Genomic DNA, 13,909 nt, shown 5'->3' with positions numbered 1-13,909 from the left:
AACTTTATAAGTCAATTACGGCCTACATCAGCAGAAGCAGCTAAACCAAAATGAACATCTCCAGATGTTATGATTACCTGCTGACCGTTTTTTTGTTTTACAATACAGTTAAAATCACAATCAAGACCATCAAAAATACCTTCAATGATCCTTTCATCACTGATCACTTTAATAGGTTGCCCAAGATGAGAACAAGATAAAAGCCATTTTTTACGAATTATATCACATCCACAGGGTTGTTTCCAAAGAAGATAATTTTCAGCAAAATATTGCGTTAGAGCCATAAATAATTCTTTTTTATCAATACTCAAACCAATATTCTTTATACTTGAGGTTGGATATGGTGCATCTTCATAATGGTATTCTACATTCATACCAATACCAATAACTAATGCATATTTTTGTGAAGTTAGTTTAAAAAGCTCAAGCAAAATCCCACAGCTTTTCGCTCCTTTAAGCAAAATATCATTTGGCCATTTCAAGCTAACAATATTATTAGCTTGTTTTTCATTTTTTATAAATTGTTTGATAGCCTCTAACATACTTACTCCAGCAACAAAACTAAGCTGAGCAGCAGTCTGATCGATAATATCATCAATTAATAAAAGGCTAGAATAAAGGTTTCCTTTTGGACTATTCCATATTCTTCCTCTTCTGGCTCTCCCTTGGGTCTGCTCATTCGCAACAATCCAAAGATAACCATGATGACCAGAATATGCCTTTTGCTGTGCAACAAGATTTGTTGAGTCAACACTTTCATATGACTCAATATCATACCCTTGTTTTTGTGCAAAATCTGACAATACATAAACCATATTCACTAAAACAATGCTGCAGCGGCTTGTTCTGCTAATTCAGAAAACAAAATTCCAAAAAATACGTAAAATAAAATGAAAAATGCAGAAAGACTAAGACAAAACTTAAGTTCACTTGATAAAGAAATAAAGTCAGCTTTTGCATTATCAAACCACATAATTTTGATGACACGTAAATAATAAAAAGCACCAACCACAGAAGCCAATACACCAACGACAGCAAGCGGAGTAAGACCTGCATGAACAGCTGCAGAAAATGTATACCATTTCCCAAAAAAGCCTGCCATAGGTGGTATACTTGCTAAAGAAAAAAGTTGTATTGTCATAATAATAGCCATAAATGGATTGTTTTTTGCCAATCCTGCAAGGTCATAAATATTTTCAAGATTTCCATCATGCGACCGCATACTAAGAATGAAAGAAAATGAACCAAGCGTCATACCAAGATAAATAGTCATATAAATGATAACACCTTTTACTCCAAGCATATTTCCTGCAGCTAACCCAACAAGAGCATATCCCATATGACTAATCGACGAATAAGCCATTAGACGCTTAATATTACTTTGACCAATTGCAGCAAATGCACCTAATATCATTGATGCAATCGCTATAAATATTATAATTTGCTGCCATGCAGGCATAAGATTATCAGAGTTATTAAGTGGAATAAAAGCAACAACAATTATACGAATAATTAATGCCATTGCTGCAACTTTAGGTGCACCAGCAAAAAACGCTGTAATAGGTGTTGGTGCACCTTCATAAACATCAGGAGTCCACATATGAAATGGAACTGCAGAAATTTTGAAAGCTAAACCAGCTAAAATAAAAACAATTCCAAAAATAACGCCTAACTGTAAAGCCTTACCTTTTAAAGCCAATGCAATTTCATGGAAGCCAATCTGACCAGTAAAACCATAAAGCAATGAAATACCGTAAAGGAGTAATCCTGAAGACAATGCACCTAAAACAAAATATTTTAATCCTGCTTCAGAGGATTTAATATTATTACGATTAATAGCAGCTAAAACATACAAGGATAAAGATTGTAGTTCTAAACCCATATAAAGAGACAGCATATTACCTGCTGAAATCATGAACATCATACCAAGGGTTGCAAACAAAACCAATACTGGAAATTCAAATATATCAAATTTTTGAGCACAGGTAAAAGAAACAGACATAATGAGAGCAAATAACGCACCAATAAGCGTTAAGATTTTCATATAGCGGCTAAAAGAATCAATGATGAGCGCATCTGTAAAAAAAAGACCGCTTTTTGGAAAAATTATCATGATAACAATAGTTGCAATAAGAAGAGCAATTGCCAAACCTGTAACAGTTAAATATGAACGCGCACCGGAATAAACACCTATTAAAAGTAGTGTTATTCCTCCCAATGCAATTAAAATTTCAGGAACAATTAATACTAATTGAGTTATTATTTCAGTTTGCATGAGCGTTCATCTTTTATTTAATGCAGCTGGTTGATCAAAGATTCTACTGCAGACATTGTTGTTTTAAAAATTGGTCTTGGATAAACACCAAAAAATATTGTAAGAATAACCATTGGATAAAGGGTAAATTTTTCTATTGGTGATAGATCAAGAAGAACTTTTAAATTTTCTTTTTCTAAAGAGCCCAAAACGATGCGCCTATAAAGATAAAGTGCATAAGCTGCTGATAAAATAACGCCAGTTGTAGCAAAAACAGCGACCAATTTATTAACTTGAAAAACACCTATTAGAGTTAAAAACTCGCCTATAAATCCTGAGCTTCCAGGTAAACCAACGTTTGCCATAGTAAAAATCAAGAAAACAACAGCATATTTGGGCATATTATTTACTAAACCACCAAACGCTGAAATTTCACGTGTATGTAAGCGATTATAAATTATTCCAACACAAAGAAATAAAGCTGCTGAAACAATTCCATGCGATAACATCTGATAAATAGCACCTTGAATGCCTTGTTCATTAGCAGAAAAAATGCCCATCGTTACGTATCCCATATGCGCCACTGATGAATAAGCAATAAGTTTCTTTATATCATTTTGAACAAGCGCGACTAACGATGTGTAAATAATTGCAATAAGTGATAACGTGAAAACTAAAGAAGAAAAATCAGCTGAAGCAATAGGAAACATTGGTAACGAAAAACGAATAAAACCATAACCACCTAATTTAAGTAATACGCCAGCTAAAATAACAGAACCCGCTGTTGGTGCCTCTACATGTGCATCAGGTAACCATGTGTGAAATGGCCACATTGGCATTTTAACAGCAAAAGAAGCAAAAAATGCAAGCCACAACCATGTCTGCATATGTGTAGTAAACTGGTAGGTTAACAAAGTCGGTATATCAAGTGTTCCTGCTTCCCAATACATAACCATGATAGCAACCAGCATGAGCACTGAGCCAAGCAAAGTATATAAGAAAAATTTCATACTTGCATAAACACGACGCGCTCCACCCCAAACGCCGATAATAATAAACATTGGAATAAGGCTAGCTTCAAAAAAGATATAAAATAAGATTGCATCAAGAGCACAAAAAACTCCAATAATTGCAACTTCGAGAAGAAGAAAAGCAACCATGTAATCTTTTAATCTATCTTGAATAGTATTCCAACTTGCTAAAATACAGAAAGGTAATAGAAAAGCTGAAAGAACAACAAAAAGTACAGAAATGCCATCGATACCCATATGATAACTAATATCACGACCTAACCAATGGAATTTCTCAACCATCTGAAAATCAGAGTTTGTAGTATCAAATCCTGCCCAAATAACTAAAGAAATAATAAAAACAAACACAGTCGTAAAAAATGCTACATTACGTATATTGCGTTTTGCTGCTTCACTATCATCCTTAATTAATAAAATCAGAAACACACCAATAAGAGGTAAAAAGGTAACAGTAGAAAGAATAGGCCAATCGGTCATCAATTTAAGCTCCTGATCATCATCCATGTAATCAGTATTGCCACACCAATCAGCATTGCATATGCATAATGATAAAGATAACCTGTTTGCATGCGAACAACTTTATTTGTGATATTAATAATACGCGCCGCAATGCCATTTGGGCCTAAACCATCAATAACCTTATTGTCACCTATTTTCCAAAAAAAGTTGCCAATTCCCAAAGCAGAACGAACAAATAAAATATTATAAATTTCATCAAAATACCATTTATTATAAAGAAATCGGTATAATATAGGTAAAAATTCAGCAATTCTTTTAGGAATTGAAGGAACTAAAATATAAAATAAATAAGCTAAAATGCCCCCAAGAATCATCGCTGTAAATGGCGACCATTTTACCCAGTTCGGTACATTGTGCGCTTCATGAAGAATATGATTATGATTTCCTGTAAATAATGCGCTCTTCCAAAAAGAATCATAAAAGTCACCCCAAAAATAAGGTTGAAAAATTACGCCCGCAAATAGTGCTCCAATAGATAAAACAAATAATGGAATTAACATAACTGGAGCTGATTCATGCACATGATGCATAACATCAACAGTTGCACGCGTCTTACCATGAAATGTCATAAATACAAGTCGCCAAGAATAAAAACTCGTTAATAAAGCAGATAAAATAAGGAGCCAAAAAGCATATTCTGATGCAATATTATGCGATGCAAAGGTAGATTCTATAATAGCATCTTTTGAAAAAAATCCTGCAGTACCAAAAAGAGTTCCAGGAATCCCAAAACCGGTTAATGCAATAGTCCCTATAAACATCATCCAATAAGTTGTTTTTATATGTTTATATAACCCACCCATCTTTCGCATATCTTGCTCATCAGAAACAGCATGAATTACAGAACCTGCGCCGAGAAATAATAAAGCTTTAAAAAAAGCATGCGTAAAAAGATGGAAAATAGCTGCTCCATAAGCCCCAACTCCTAGGCCAACAAACATATAACCAAGCTGAGAACAAGTAGAATAAGCAATAACACGCTTGATATCATTTTGTACAACTCCTATAGTTGCGGCAAAAAATGCTGTGGTTGCCCCAATAACAATAATTACTGTTAAAGCATTTGGAGAAAGTTCAAAAATCGGTGACATACGCGCTACCATAAAAACACCAGCTGTTACCATGGTGGCTGCATGAATGAGTGCAGATACTGGAGTTGGTCCTTCCATCGCATCAGGAAGCCATGTGTGTAAAAGAAATTGTGCTGATTTACCCATAGCACCAACAAATAAAAGAAGACATGTAATAGTAATTACTGTTTGTCCACCAAAATGACCACCTAAAAACGTCATACCTTTTATAAAATTATTGTCTGCAGCTTTTGTAAAAATATCTACAAAATTAACTGACTGAAATAAAACAAAAATATTGAAGATTCCTAATAGAAAACCAAAATCTCCAACACGATTAACTATAAAAGCTTTCATTGCTGCTTTATTAGCCGAATCCCGCTGAAACCAAAAACCAATCAGCAAATAAGACACAAGGCCAACACCTTCCCATCCAAAAAACATTTGAATTAGATTATTAGCCGTCACCAACATCAACATCATAAATGTAAATAAAGAGAGATAAGCAAAAAAACGAGGTCTTGAAGGATCATGATGCATATAACCAATTGAATAAATATGAACTAATGCTGAAACACTATTCACTACAACAAGCATAACAGCTGTTAACGTATCAATACGCAAAGACCAATCAAATACTAATTTACCAATACCTATCCATTGCAATAGCGGTATATCAACCGTTGAAGCATTGCCAAAAGTTACACTCAAAAAAGAGATCCATGATAATCCAGCAACAATCACCATAAAGCTAGATGTTACGAGCTCACTAGAACGAGGAGCTATAGTCTTTCCAGCTATTGCAGCAATTAAAAAACCTAAAAGCGGAAGAAAAACGATCATATAATACATCAGTTATCAACCCTTCATCACATTAACATCTTCAACCGCAATGGAACCACGATTACGAAAAAAGGCAACAAGAATTGCTAGACCAATTGCTGCTTCAGCAGCTGCTACTGTCAAGATAAATAAAGAAAATACTTGCCCAACTAAATCATGAAGAAAAGCTGCAAACGCAACAAAATTAAGATTGACTGAAAGTAATATAAGTTCAATTGACATAAGAATAACAATCACATTCTTTCTATTTAGAAAAATACCAAGAATACCAATTGTAAATATCAATACAGAAACAATGAGATAATGAACAATATCAATATACATAATAATTTTTCCGCTAAATACCTTTACCTGATTCAACTTTTTTGATTTCAATTGCATTTTCGGCTGTTCTCGCAACTTGAACTGCAATGGACTGCCGTTTAATCCCTGATCTGTGACGGAGTGTCAGAACAATAGCACCAATCATTGCAACTAATAAAATTATTCCTGAAATTTGAAAGTAAAAAACATAATCTGTATAGAGAATATCTCCTAGTGCTTGGGTATTTGTTCGTTGTGCTAAATCTGGCATTGGTTGTGTAATATGAGCTCCTGAAACTAGAGAAAAACCGTTGCTAATAAAAACAAAAATAAGCTCTATAGCGATAATAATACCAATAAAAGCACCAATAGGAGCATATTTGAGTGCCCCACTTTTCAATTCAGCAAAGTCAACATCAAGCATCATAACTACAAATAAAAATAAAACTGCTACAGCACCAACATATACAACTAATAAGATAAGCCCTAAAAATTCTGCTCCTGCAAGTAAAAATAAAACTGCAGCATTAAAAAATACTAATATTAAAAATAGAACTGAATGAACAGGATTACGCGCAGTAACAACAATGACCGCGCTTATAAGCATAATGAAAGCAAAAATATAGAAAAATGCCACCGCTAGACCTGTTAGCATGGACTTCCCCTCAATCAATCAAACAATAGGTATGAAAATTCATACCTGACTATTTTTATCGGATACATTATCCGACTACTCCATTTAACAATACACCTAACGATAAGGTGAATCTATTAATATATTGCGAGCAATTTCTCGCTCCCAACGATCTCCATTATTTAAAAGCTTTTCTTTATCATAATAAAGTTCTTCACGCATTTCTGTTGCAAACTCAAAATTCGGACCTTCTACAATAGCATCAACTGGACAAGCCTCTTGACAAAAACCACAATAGATACACTTGACCATATCAATATCATAACGAATAGTTCTACGTGTGCCGTCATTACGTCGAGGACCTGCTTCAATTGTAATAGCCTGCGCGGGACAAATTGCTTCACATAATTTACATGCGATGCATCGTTCTTCCCCATTTGGATAGCGACGCAAAGCATGCTCACCACGAAAACGTGCAGAAACAAAACCCTTTTCATGAGGATAATTAATTGTAGGTTTCGGAGAAAAAAACTGACGCATTGCTAAAAAAAAGGCACTTATAAATTCTAATAAAAGAAGTGATTTTGCTGCTTGAATAAGACTTGACATATAAGATTTCCTCTTAAGCTGAACCAGTATATTGCAAAACAGCAGCAGTCATTACAACCATTACCAATGAAATAGGAAGGAATACCTTCCAACCAAGACGCATTAACTGATCATAACGATAGCGGGGTACAAACGCTTTAACCATAGCAAACAAAAAAAATACAAAACAAACTTTCAGAACAAACCAAATGACACCAGGGATCCAATTAAGCCACCATACATCAAAAGGAGGTAACCAGCCACCTAAAAACAAAATAGTTGTCAATGCACACATTAAAACAATTGCAACGTATTCTCCAAGAAAAAAAAGCATATAAGGAGTTGAAGAATATTCAACCATGTGTCCAGCAACAAGCTCAGATTCTGCCTCAACCAAATCAAAAGGAGGTCGATTTGTTTCCGCAAGTGCAGAAATGAAAAATATAATAAACATTGGAAAAAGAACTAACCAATTCCAATCAAGAAAACTACTGAATGGCAAACCAATATTCTTTCCAAAACCATTATTCTGTTCAAGAACAATTATTGTAAGATCTAATGAACCACTTACTAAAACAACTGTAACAAGAACAAGACCAATTGAAACTTCATAAGAAACCATTTGTGCCGCTGAACGAAGAGCTCCTAAAAAAGGATATTTCGAATTTGATGCCCATCCTCCCATGATAACACCATAAACTTCAAGAGAAGAAATAGCCAGTATATATAATAAACCAACATTAATACTTGCAATTTCCCAACCTTCATTAACCGGAACAACTGCCCATGTTGATAACGCAAGTACTGCTGAAACAAAAGGAGCAAGAAGAAAAACACCTTTATTAGCACCAGCAGGAATAATTGGTTCTTTAACAGCAAATTTTATTAAGTCTGCAAAAGATTGCAATAGCCCCCATGGACCAACAACATTCGGTCCACGTCGCAATTGTACAGCTGCCCAAATTTTCCTATCTGCATAAAGCAAATAAGCAATCAAAATCAAAAGAACAACTAAAAGAATAAGGGTTTTACCCACTATAATCGATAATGGCAATAGCCAGGCCATAAAGAAATCGTACATAACTGTTCCTTTTCCCCTTTGTCCTTACTTCATAGCTTCTGCAGTGTGACTTTTCGCAAGAGATGAACATTCTGCCATAACTGCAGAAGCACGCGCTATTGGATTTGTTAAATAAAAGTCTTTAATCATAGAAGTAAATTTTTGTGGATTCAGAACAATTATTTGTGAACTCAAAGCCTTAAGATCATTTATACATGAAGGCGCTATATTATCAATGGCACAAAGATGTGGAAAATCATTAAATAAATTTTGTCTCAATTGAGATAATGAATCAAACGGAAGCTTTTTATTTAAAACATCAGATAAAGCACGTAAAATAGCCCAATCCTCCTTTGCTTCACCTGGAGCAAAACCAGCTCGATTTGTCATCTGAACACGACCTTCTGTATTAACATAAAGCCCTGATTTCTCAGTATAAGCAGATGCCGGTAAAATCACATCAGCAGCATGCGCACCATTATCACCGTGGCTACCAATATAAATTATAAAGGCTTTGTTATTGGTTAATTCTACTTCATCAGCGCTAAGCAAAAATAGAACCTCACAAGTTTTAACAATATTTTTAACTCCCAATTTATAGGTAAAACCAATATCTAGTCCTCCAACAATCGATGCAGCATTATGAAGAATGCCAAATCCATTCCATTCTTCACTAAGAGCTCCAACGATATCCGCTAGTTTTGCAAGATTCTTTAAAACAGATAAACCTTCCTTACCTGAAATGGCACCCTCTCCAATAAGAATAAGGGGCCTCTCAGCTTTTTTTAGTACATCAAAAAATACATTCTCTCCACTAATAAGTGTATCTAATGCATCAGTACCAGCACCAAGATAAGAATATGGATAACGCAAATCGACCTGCTCTCCGATTAACGCAATTGGAATTCTTCCTACTCGTTGACGTTTTAAAATACGTGCATTTAAAACAGCAGCCTCAACACGTGGATTCGATCCTACAATTAACAATGCATCAGCACGTTCGATGCCTGCGATAGTAGGATTAAAAATATAACTCGAACGCCCTAGTTCAGGTGATAAAACCATACCCCTTTGGCGACAGTCAAAAGCCTTTGAACCCAATGAAAGCAATAATAATTTAAGTGCATACATTTCTTCAATAGACACAAGATCTCCAGCAATTGCTCCAATTTTTTTTGCTGAAGTTTCAGATATAACCATTTTAATTTTTTCAAAAGCCTCCGACCAACTTACAGGCTGAAGTTTGCCATCTTTTCGAACATACGGTTTATCAAGTCTTTGAGTGCGCAATCCATCCCAAATAAAACGTGTTTTATCTGAAATCCATTCCTCATTTATATCTTTATTAATGCGTGGCACAATTCGCATAACTTCACGCCCTCGGCTGTCAATGCGAATAGCACTACCAAGAGCATCCATCACATCAATCGACTCTGTTTTAATCAATTCCCATGGACGCGCAGAAAATGCATAAGGCTTTGAAGTTAAAGCGCCTACTGGACAAAGATCAATAACATTGCCCTGCAATTCAGATGTCATAGCTCTTTCAAGATATGTCGTAATTTCAGCATCTTCACCACGGCCAATTAAACCAAGATCTGAAACACCTGCAACCTCTGTTGTAAAACGAACACAACGTGTACAATGAATACATCGTGTCATAACAGTTTTTACAAGAGGTCCAATATACTTATCTTCAACAGCACGTTTATCTTCTGTATAGCGAGAACAATCACGCCCATAAAAAATTGCTTGATCTTGAAGATCACATTCACCACCTTGATCACATACAGGACAATCTAACGGATGGTTAATGAGGAGAAATTCCATAACGCCTTCACGGGCTTTTTTGACCATTTCCGTATTGATAAATATTTCAGGCATCTCACCGTTCGGTCCTAATCGTAAATCACGAACTCCCATAGCACAAGAAGCCTGTGGTTTTGGAGGTCCACCTTTGACCTCAACCAAACACATACGACAATTCCCAGCAATTGATAAAGCTTCGTGAAAACAAAAACGTGGCACCTCAGCACCCGCAGCCTCAGCAGCTTGAAGCAATGTGTAGTGGTCGGGAACTTCAATTTCTTTACCATCAACTTTAATACTTATCATCACCAATCCAGCCCGCGAATAACCTACTTAATTTGTATTTCATTATTTTTAAAAACAAAACTCTTTATTTTATTGTTTCCAAAGTAATATTTTTGCTTTGAACTGCACTCCGCGTATAATTATCAATTCTTTGTTCAATCTCTGAACGAAAATTACGGATTAAACCTTGTATAGGCCATGCTGCAGCATCTCCAAGTGCACAAATAGTATGCCCTTCAACCTGTTTAGAAACCTCAAATAGAAGATCAATTTCGCGTTTTTGCGCTCTTCCTTCAACCATACGCCCCAAAAGACGCATCATCCACCCAGTTCCTTCACGACATGGTGTACATTGACCACAGCTTTCATGTTTAAAAAAAGCCGCTATACGCCAAATTGCCTTAATGATATCAGTTGATTTGTCCATGACAATCGCACCACCTGTCCCAAAAGAAGAGCCAACATCCCGCATCCCATCGAAATCCATAATGGCATTTATCATATCTTCTCCACGCACAATCGGACAAGAAGCACCCCCTGGAATAACCGCTAAAAGATTATTCCATCCACCGCGAATACCACCTGTGTGTTTTTCAATCAATTCACGAAAAGAAACACCTAGAGCTTCTTCGAATGTACAAGGCGCATTAACATGTCCAGAAATCATAAACAATTTTGTTCCAACATTGTTTGGCCGACCAATCGATGAAAACCACGAAGCACCTCGACGTAAAATCGTAGGAACAACTGCAATAGATTCTACATTGTTAACAGTTGTTGGACAACCATAAACTCCCATATTTGCAGGAAATGGAGGTTTTAATCGAGGCTGGCCTTTTTTCCCCTCAAGACTTTCAAGAAGGGCTGTCTCTTCACCGCAAATGTAAGCTCCAGCACCATGATGAACAATAATATCACAAACATGACCATACTTAGTCTTTTTGCCGAGTAATCCCGCTTCATAACACTCATCAATTGCAGCCTGAAGCGCTTCACGCTCACGAATATATTCACCACGGACATAAATAAAAGCAACATTTGCTCCCATTGCAAAAGTAGCAATAACACATCCTTCAATTAAAGTATGGGGATCGTGTCTTAAAATATCACGATCTTTACATGTTCCTGGCTCCGACTCATCTGCATTCACGACCAAATAATGAGGCCGACCATCACTTTGTCTTGGCATAAATGACCACTTCATACCAGTAGGAAAACCAGCACCACCACGACCACGTAAGCCTGAGGCTTTCATTTCATCAATAATCCAATCACGGCCTTTTTCAATAATCGCTTTGGTACCATCCCAATGTCCACGCAATACCGCAGCTTTCAATGATTTATCTTTCAAACCATAAATATTGGTGAAAATGCGATCCTTATCAGCCAGCATACCCCACCTTTTTTTCTACAACTGAATGCATTTTTAGCATTTTCCTAATTCAATTTTTTAATATTTTTCCAAAAATTCTATTGTATATTTAGATGTTTTATTCAATTCAAAGAAATATTTATTCAACTTCTATGCCTTCATTTCTCTTTTTCTTTGAAGATTTAAATGATTTCATTTTATTTTTATTCCCATCAACTAAAGAAGTTAAACCACTAATAGGTTCTGATGATTTACGATTATTTTGTGGTCCTACAGCTATATTAGAACCTTTACCTGCCTCAAATGCATCGATAATTTCTTCAAGACGCTCAGCTGTAAGATCTTCATAAGTATCTTTGAAAATCATAACCATTGGAGCGTTAACACAGGCACCAAGACACTCAACTTCTTCCCATGACAATGTGCCATTTTGATTAGTAACGAAAGGCTTATAATGAATTTTTTTTTGACAAACTTTGATCAATTCTTCAGAACCACGTAGCATACAAGGAGTCGTACCACAAACCTGAATATGCGCCTTTGTTCCAACTGGTTTTAGTTGAAATTGAGTGTAAAAAGTCGCGACCTCTAAAACACGAATATAAGCCATAGAAAGTATTTCAGCAATATGTTCAATTGCAGCACGGGTTACCCAACCTTCCTGTTCTTGAGCACGCATCAATAAGGGGATAACAGCAGATTGTTCACGCCCTACAGGATATTTCTTTATGGTATGTTGCACCCATACTTGATTCTCTTTCGTGAAAGAAAATTTCACTGGCTGATGGATATCATCGGCAAGACGACGTACAGACATTAACGATCAACCTCCCCAAAAACAATATCAATCGAGCCCAAAATAGCTGTTGCATCTGCCAGCATATGGCCTCGAGTCAGAAAATCCATAGCTTGAAGATGAGCAAAACCAGGAGCACGTAATTTAACACGATAAGGTTTGTTTGTTCCATCAGAAACTAGATAAACACCAAACTCACCTTTTGGTGCTTCTACAGCGACATAAACTTCACCAGGAGGAGTATGAAAACCTTCTGTATAAAGCTTAAAATGATGAATAAGCGCTTCCATCGAATTTTTCATCTCACTGCGTTTTGGCGGCACAATTTTACGATCTAAGCTTGATACTGGTCCATTTTTTTCAGAAGAAAGTAAACGGTTCACACATTGCCGCATAATTTTTGTTGATTGCCTCATTTCTTCCATACGAATGAGATAACGATCATAACAATCACTATTTTTACCTACAGGAATATCAAATTCCATTTCATCATAACATTCATAAGGTTGGCTTTTACGCAAATCCCATGCTACACCAGCTCCACGAATCATTACCCCAGAAAAACCACGAGCCCAAGCTTCATTAATATTCACCACACCAATATCTACATTCCGCTGTTTAAAAATTCGATTGGGCGTTATAAGCGTATCTAGTTTATCAAGAGCAATAAGAAATGGATCAATAAAATTACCAATATCTTCAATTAAATTTTCTGGTAAATCTTGATGCACACCACCAGGACGAAAATAATTGGCATGAAGACGTGCGCCACATGCACGCTCATAAAAAATCATCAATTTTTCACGCTGTTCAAACCCCCAAAGTGGCGGTGTTAAAGCACCAACATCCATTGCCTGTGTCGTTACATTAAGCAAATGATTAAGAATACGTCCAATTTCAGAAAATAGAACGCGAATCAATTGCCCTCGCTTAGGAACCTCAATATCCAATAATTTTTCAATAGCAAGCACAAAAGCATGTTCTTGATTCATAGGAGCAACATAATCTAAACGATCAAGATAAGGTCCTGCCTGAAGGTAAGTTTTTGTTTCCATTAATTTTTCTGTACCGCGGTGCAATAATCCAATATGTGGATCCACACGCTCAACAACTTCACCATCCAATTCTAAAACCATACGCAAAACACCATGCGCAGCAGGATGCTGTGGACCAAAATTAATATTAAAATTTCGGACATTAACCTCAGGCACTATCAACCCCTTACTTCTTTCAATACATCCTAAAAACTGAATACCAATAAATATTTGTTATTATAATGCACAACACAAAATAACTATTCACTGTGTATAAATAACTTATATGCAATGATAACTTTCTTATACAT

At 35.9% G+C, this 13,909-nt stretch carries 12 protein-coding genes; all 12 read right to left on the bottom strand.

The window, feature by feature from the left end:
* Positions 1–11: 11 nt before the first annotated feature.
* Complete coding sequence (locus tag ACJTDF_RS03115) at positions 12–821, bottom strand: biotin--[acetyl-CoA-carboxylase] ligase (RefSeq protein WP_407966099.1); 810 nt, start codon at positions 819–821, stop codon at positions 12–14.
* The gene (gene nuoN / locus ACJTDF_RS03110) at positions 821–2,275 is read right to left on the bottom strand and encodes an NADH-quinone oxidoreductase subunit NuoN (protein WP_407966098.1); all 1,455 of its coding nucleotides are present in this window, start codon (positions 2,273–2,275) and stop codon (positions 821–823) included. The genes ACJTDF_RS03115 and nuoN overlap by 1 nt, the downstream gene beginning before the upstream one ends.
* 17 nt (positions 2,276–2,292) lie before the next feature.
* On the bottom strand, positions 2,293–3,762 hold the full coding sequence (locus ACJTDF_RS03105; protein WP_407966209.1) for an NADH-quinone oxidoreductase subunit M: 1,470 nt from the start codon (positions 3,760–3,762) through the stop codon (positions 2,293–2,295).
* Positions 3,762–5,726 (bottom strand): NADH-quinone oxidoreductase subunit L, encoded by a 1,965-nt coding sequence (nuoL, locus tag ACJTDF_RS03100; RefSeq protein WP_407966097.1) that lies wholly within the window; start codon positions 5,724–5,726, stop codon positions 3,762–3,764. Before nuoL ends, ACJTDF_RS03105 begins: the two co-directional genes overlap by 1 nt.
* Before the next feature lie 6 nt (positions 5,727–5,732).
* Positions 5,733–6,041: an NADH-quinone oxidoreductase subunit NuoK gene (gene nuoK, locus ACJTDF_RS03095; RefSeq protein ID WP_407966096.1), complete on the bottom strand. Its 309-nt coding sequence runs from the start codon at positions 6,039–6,041 to the stop codon at positions 5,733–5,735.
* Between the two features lie 13 nt (positions 6,042–6,054).
* On the bottom strand, positions 6,055–6,675 hold the full coding sequence (locus ACJTDF_RS03090) for an NADH-quinone oxidoreductase subunit J (RefSeq protein WP_407966095.1): 621 nt from the start codon (positions 6,673–6,675) through the stop codon (positions 6,055–6,057).
* A gap of 96 nt (positions 6,676–6,771) precedes the next feature.
* Complete coding sequence (gene nuoI / locus ACJTDF_RS03085) at positions 6,772–7,263, bottom strand: NADH-quinone oxidoreductase subunit NuoI (RefSeq protein WP_407966094.1); 492 nt, start codon at positions 7,261–7,263, stop codon at positions 6,772–6,774.
* A 13-nt stretch (positions 7,264–7,276) separates the two neighbouring features.
* Positions 7,277–8,323: an NADH-quinone oxidoreductase subunit NuoH gene (gene nuoH / locus ACJTDF_RS03080; RefSeq protein ID WP_407966093.1), complete on the bottom strand. Its 1,047-nt coding sequence runs from the start codon at positions 8,321–8,323 to the stop codon at positions 7,277–7,279.
* 24 nt (positions 8,324–8,347) lie between these two features.
* Complete coding sequence (nuoG, locus tag ACJTDF_RS03075; protein WP_407966092.1) at positions 8,348–10,417, bottom strand: NADH-quinone oxidoreductase subunit NuoG; 2,070 nt, start codon at positions 10,415–10,417, stop codon at positions 8,348–8,350.
* A gap of 64 nt (positions 10,418–10,481) precedes the next feature.
* The gene (nuoF, locus tag ACJTDF_RS03070) at positions 10,482–11,789 is read right to left on the bottom strand and encodes an NADH-quinone oxidoreductase subunit NuoF (RefSeq protein ID WP_407966091.1); all 1,308 of its coding nucleotides are present in this window, start codon (positions 11,787–11,789) and stop codon (positions 10,482–10,484) included.
* Positions 11,790–11,907: 118 nt separating this feature from the next.
* Positions 11,908–12,585: an NADH-quinone oxidoreductase subunit NuoE gene (gene nuoE, locus ACJTDF_RS03065; protein WP_407966090.1), complete on the bottom strand. Its 678-nt coding sequence runs from the start codon at positions 12,583–12,585 to the stop codon at positions 11,908–11,910.
* Entirely contained in the window at positions 12,585–13,775 is a 1,191-nt protein-coding gene (locus ACJTDF_RS03060) for an NADH-quinone oxidoreductase subunit D (protein ID WP_407966089.1), read from the bottom strand. The genes nuoE and ACJTDF_RS03060 overlap by 1 nt, the downstream gene beginning before the upstream one ends.
* Between the last annotated feature and the right edge of the window lie 134 nt (positions 13,776–13,909).

It is taken from the genome of Bartonella bennetti (genome assembly GCF_045945445.1).
Classification (GTDB): domain Bacteria; phylum Pseudomonadota; class Alphaproteobacteria; order Rhizobiales; family Rhizobiaceae; genus Bartonella.
This window is presented reverse-complemented; position numbering and strand designations above follow the sequence as displayed.

What these genes read in the sequence shown, in the direction of transcription:
- nuoK (WP_407966096.1), bottom strand. Translation starts at nt 6,041, where the DNA reads ATGTATATTGATATTGTTCATTATCTCATTGTTTCTGTATTGATATTT.
- nuoH (WP_407966093.1), bottom strand. Translation starts at nt 8,323, where the DNA reads ATGTACGATTTCTTTATGGCCTGGCTATTGCCATTATCGATTATAGTG.
- ACJTDF_RS03105 (WP_407966209.1), bottom strand. Translation starts at nt 3,762, where the DNA reads ATGACCGATTGGCCTATTCTTTCTACTGTTACCTTTTTACCTCTTATT.
- nuoG (WP_407966092.1), bottom strand. Translation starts at nt 10,417, where the DNA reads ATGATAAGTATTAAAGTTGATGGTAAAGAAATTGAAGTTCCCGACCAC.
- nuoE (WP_407966090.1), bottom strand. Translation starts at nt 12,585, where the DNA reads ATGTCTGTACGTCGTCTTGCCGATGATATCCATCAGCCAGTGAAATTT.
- nuoN (WP_407966098.1), bottom strand. Translation starts at nt 2,275, where the DNA reads ATGCAAACTGAAATAATAACTCAATTAGTATTAATTGTTCCTGAAATT.
- nuoL (WP_407966097.1), bottom strand. Translation starts at nt 5,726, where the DNA reads ATGTATTATATGATCGTTTTTCTTCCGCTTTTAGGTTTTTTAATTGCT.
- ACJTDF_RS03090 (WP_407966095.1), bottom strand. Translation starts at nt 6,675, where the DNA reads ATGCTAACAGGTCTAGCGGTGGCATTTTTCTATATTTTTGCTTTCATT.
- nuoF (WP_407966091.1), bottom strand. Translation starts at nt 11,789, where the DNA reads ATGCTGGCTGATAAGGATCGCATTTTCACCAATATTTATGGTTTGAAA.
- nuoI (WP_407966094.1), bottom strand. Translation starts at nt 7,263, where the DNA reads ATGTCAAGTCTTATTCAAGCAGCAAAATCACTTCTTTTATTAGAATTT.